The 2,387-nt window shown below is 73.3% G+C and carries 1 protein-coding gene; it reads left to right on the forward strand.

The window, feature by feature from the left end; all coding sequences use genetic code 11:
* On the forward strand, positions 1-2,387 hold a 2,387-nt coding region (locus ABTY62_RS47385), incomplete at both ends, for a condensation domain-containing protein (protein ID WP_352135611.1).

Genomic DNA, 2,387 nt, shown 5'->3' on the forward strand with positions numbered 1-2,387 from the left:
GTGCGGCAGTTGGCCGACGGCTCGCTGGAGTACGTGGGCCGCAATGACGACCAGGTCAAGATCCGCGGCTTCCGCATCGAACTCGGCGAGATCGAGGCCAGGATCGGCGAACAACCCGCGGTGCGCTCCTGCGCCGTCGTGGCCCGCGAGGACCAGCCGGGCAGCAAACAACTGGTGGCCTACGTCGTCCTGGAGGACGGACACGCGGAGCCTGACCACCGCACCGAGCTGACCCGCCACGCCCGGCTCACCCTTCCCGAGTACATGGTCCCCAGCGCCTTCGTCACCCTGGAAACCCTGCCCCTGACCGCCAACGGCAAGCTCGACCGCAAGGCGCTCCCGGCCCCCGGCATCGACGCCTACGCCCAGCGGGAGTACGTGGCGCCCCGCACCGCCACCGAGCGGGCCCTGGCGGCCGTCTGGGCCGGGCTGCTGGGCTTCGACGAGACACGTGTCAGCGCGGACGACAACTTCTTCGCGCTGGGCGGCCACTCGCTGCTCATCACCGTCCTGGTGGCCCGCCTCAAAGAGCTCGGGTTCGACGTGCCGGTCCGCAGCGTCTTCAGCAGCCCCACGCTGGCCCGGCTGGCCGAGGAGATCGACCGGAGCGAGGCCGGCCCGGGGTACGACCTGCCGCCCAACCTGATCCCCGAAGGCTGCGAGCGGATCACCCCGCAGATGCTTCCCCTGGTCCGGCTGACCCAGGACCAGATCGACGCGGTCGTGGCCACCGTCCCCGGCGGCGCGCCCAACGTCCAGGACGTCTACCCCCTGGCCTCCGCACAGGAAGGCATCCTCTTCCACCACCTGCTGGACCCGGACAACGACCCGTACCTCGTCTCCGTCCTCCTCTCCGCCGACGACGAGCCGACGTGCACGGCCTTCACCCGGGCACTGCAAGCCCTGATCGACCGCCACGACGTCCTGCGCACCGCCGTGCTCACCGCCGGTCTGCCCGAGCCCGCGCAGGTCGTGCACCGGACCGCCCGTCTCGCGGTGGAGCGGACGGTGCTCGAACCGGACCAGGACGCCGAGCGGCAGGCGCGCGCCCTGCTGGACCGGCCCCGGCGCATGCGGGTCGACCGGGCCCCGCTGCTGCGGCTGCTCATCGCCGAGGACCCCGGCTCCGCCCGGCGGTACCTCCTGCTGAGCGCCCACCACCTCATCGAGGACGCCACCACGCTGCGACTGTTCCTCGGCGAGCTGGCGGCGCACATGGCGGGCGGCGCGGAGGGGCTGGCGCCCCCGGCGCCGTACCGCGACTTCGTCGCCCACACCCTGCACCAGACGGCGACGAGCGACGCGGAAGCCCACTTCCGGGCCGCCCTCGGCGACGTCACCGAGCCGACGACACCGTTCGGGCTCACGGATGTGCGCGGCGACGGCCACCGGTACCCGCAGCTGCGCCGCGCCCTGCCGCCCGGCCTCACCCGCGACCTGCGGGCGCAGGCCCGGCGGCTGGGCACCAGCCCGGCCTGTCTCTTCCACGCCGCCTGGGCCTGTGTGCTGGCCGCGGCGAGCGGACGCGACGACGTCGTGTTCGGCACCGTGATGTCGGGGCGCCTTCAGGGCGTGCCCGGAGTCGAGCGGATGCTCGGAAACTTCATCAACACCCTCCCCCTGCGGGTGCGGCTCGCGGGCAGGACCGTCCGGGAGCTGATCGAGGAGGTCGACACCGGGCTGACCGAGCTGATCGCCCGCGAACAGACCCCGCTGAGCCTGGCGCAGCGCTCCAGCGGCCTGGACTCCGACACCCCGCTGTTCAGCGCGGTCATCAACGTCCGGCACTTCGAACCGGGACAGGGCGACGCCGCGGCGTCACCCCTCGACGACCGGGGGATCCACTGGATCGCGGAGGCCGACGCGATCAACTACCCCCTGGTGGTGTCGCTCGACGACTTCGGCAGTGAACTCGCCCTGCACGTCCGCGTGGACGACACGGTGGCCTGCGAGGCACTGGTCGGCTACGTCGAAACCGCGCTGGAGGGCGTCGTCGCCGCACTCGCGGCGGACGACGGCGCCGGCACCGAGGCCCTCGGCGTCGCCGTGCTGCCCGAGGCCGAGCGCCGGCGGATGCTGGTGGAGTGGAACGAGCGGCCCGCCGGCCTGGCCACGCGGGAACGGTGTCTGCACGAGTGGTTCCAGGACGTGGCGGCCGGGGCGCCGGACGCGGTGGCGCTGACCTTCCAGGACCTGTCCCTCTCGTACGGCGAGGTGAACGCGCGGGCCAACCGCCTGGCGCGTCATCTGCGCGGCCTGGGCGTCGGCCCCGACGTGCTGGTCGCGGTCTGCCTGCCGCGCAGCGAGCAGATCGTGGTCGGGGTGCTGGCGGTGCTGAAGGCGGGCGGCGCCTATGTGCCGCTCGACCCCGCCGTCCCCGTCGAGCG

Origin of the sequence: Streptomyces sp. NPDC097640, from assembly GCF_040302705.1 — a bacterium.
GTDB lineage: Bacteria > Actinomycetota > Actinomycetes > Streptomycetales > Streptomycetaceae > Streptomyces.